At 73.7% G+C, this 2160-nt stretch carries 3 protein-coding genes; all 3 read left to right on the forward strand.

Going from position 1 to position 2160, the window contains the following annotated elements:
- The first annotated feature begins 102 nt into the window (after window positions 1–102).
- Window positions 103–573 carry a 30S ribosome-binding factor RbfA gene (rbfA, locus tag ACXJKL_RS19820; RefSeq protein ID WP_457208716.1) on the forward strand — a complete coding sequence of 157 codons (471 nt, stop codon included), beginning with the start codon at window positions 103–105 and terminating at the stop codon, window positions 571–573.
- Entirely contained in the window at window positions 570–1439 is an 870-nt protein-coding gene (gene truB, locus ACXJKL_RS19825; protein WP_457208717.1) for a tRNA pseudouridine(55) synthase TruB, read from the forward strand. The genes rbfA and truB overlap by 4 nt, the downstream gene beginning before the upstream one ends.
- Before the next feature lie 22 nt (window positions 1440–1461).
- On the forward strand, window positions 1462–2160 hold a 699-nt coding region (gene ribF, locus ACXJKL_RS19830), incomplete at its 3' end, for a bifunctional riboflavin kinase/FMN adenylyltransferase (RefSeq protein WP_457208718.1).

The following is a 2160-nucleotide window of genomic DNA, read 5'->3' on the forward strand; positions in this document are numbered from 1 at the left end:
GCAGTGACCGGGCACTTCGGTCCTCGTACGAGGACCGAAGTGCCCGGTCGGCCTCCGGGAGCGCACCGGAAGTGCCCGGTCGGCGTTTGAGAGAGTGGAACCATGAGCAACCCCCGCGTCCGCAAGATCGCCGACCGCATCCAGGTCATCGTCGCCGAGATGCTCGAGCGCCGGATCAAGGACCCGCGCCTCGGGTTCGTCACCGTCACCGACGTCCGCGTCACCGGTGACAGCCAGCAGGCGTCGATCTTCTACACCGTCCTCGGTGCCGACGAGGAGCGCGAGAGCACCGCCGCCGCGCTCGAGTCGGCCAAGGGCGTGATCCGCTCCGAGGTCGCCAAGCAGCTCGGCATGCGCATCGTCCCGACGCTCACCTTCATCCCCGACGCGCTCCCGGAGAGCGCCCGCGCCCTCGACGAGGTGCTCGCGCGGGCGAGGGCCCTCGACGAGGAGGCCGCGGCCCGCCGTGGCACGGCGTACGCGGGCGAGGAGGACCCCTACAAGAAGCCGCGCGAGGACGACGACCTGGCCGCGGACGACGACGTCTGGGACGACGACGAGCGCGACACGTGACGACGCCCGTCGCTGACGGGCTGGTCGTCGTCGACAAGCCCGGCGGGATGACGTCGCACGACGTCGTGGCTCGCACCCGCCGGGCACTGGGGACCCGCAAGGTCGGCCACGCCGGCACCCTGGACCCCATGGCCACCGGCGTGCTGGTCCTCGGCGTCAACAGGGCCACCCGGCTGCTCGGCCACCTGATGCTGACCGAGAAGCGCTACGACGCGACGATCCGCCTCGGCGCGTCGACGACGACCGACGACGCGGAGGGCGAGGTGACGTCGACCGCCGCGACCGACGACATCACCGAGGCGCGGGTCCGCGAGGTCCTGGCGACGTTCGTCGGCGAGATCGACCAGAAGCCCACCGCCGTCTCCGCGATCAAGGTGGACGGCAAGCGCGCCTACCAGCGCGTCCGGGACGGCGAGGACGTCGACCTGCCCGCACGCCGGGTGACGATCCACGAGCTCGAGGTGACCGACGTCCGCGGCGCCGACGTGGACATCGCGGTGCGCTGCTCAAGCGGCACCTACATCCGCGCCATCGCCCGCGACCTCGGCGCCGTGCTCGGCGTCGGCGGCCACCTCGTCGCCCTGCGGCGTACGGCGGTCGGACCGTTCGACCTGTCGGTCGCCCGCAGCCTGGAGGACCTCGCGGACGCCCCGTCGGTGCTGCCCGTCGCCGACGCGGCGCGCGCGACCTTCCCGGCGGTCGACCTCGACGAGGACGCCGCCGCCCACGTGCGCGTCGGGCGTCCGCTGGCCCTGGTCCTGCCCGGGACGGGGGAGCACGCCCTGTTCGCGCCCGACGGCACCTTCCTGGCCCTCTACGAGCCGACCGCCACGGGTGCGCGCCCGGTGGCCGTCTTCGTCGGCTAGCGGCGTCGGTAGGCTGCCGCCCGTGCAGATCTGGCGTTCCTTCGACGACGTGCCGACCGACCTCGGCCGCACGGTCGTCACGATCGGCAACTTCGACGGCGTGCACCTCGGTCACCGGCACGTCCTGGCCCAGGCCCGCGCCACCGCCGGTGACCTCGGGGTCGACACCGTCGTGGTGGTGACCTTCGACCCGCACCCGATGGCGGTGYTGCGACCCGAGCACGCCCCGCCGATCCTGGCGTCGATCGAGACCCGCGCGCGGCTCCTCGAGGAGGCCGGCATCGACGCGGTGCTCGTCATCCCCTTCGACCGCGAGATCGCCGGCTGGAGCCCCGAGGAGTTCATCGACCGGACCCTCGTGGGCACGCTGCACGCCCGGGCCATCGTGGTCGGCGCCAACTTCCGCTTCGGCTCGAGGGCCGCCGGTGACGTGGCGCTGCTGCGCGAGGCGGGCGCGGCGCGCGACTTCGAGGTCGAGGGGATCGCCCTCGACGGCGGCCCGCAGGTGTGGAGCTCGACCTACATCCGCCAGTGCCTCGCCACCGGCGACGTGGCGGGTGCGGCGGAGGCACTGGGCCGCTCCTTCACCGTGCGTGGGATGGTCGTCCGGGGCGACCAGCGCGGCCGCGAGCTGGGCTACCCGACCGCCAACGTCCCGACGCCGGTCGACGGTGCGGCGCCGGCGGACGGCGTGTACGCCGGCTGGCTCACCCGCCGTGAC

This window comes from Nocardioides sp. P5_C9_2, assembly GCF_054049555.1.

Excerpts from the sequence above, each read along its gene's own strand:
- rbfA (WP_457208716.1), top strand. The coding sequence starts at position 103 with ATGAGCAACCCCCGCGTCCGCAAGATCGCCGACCGCATCCAGGTCATC.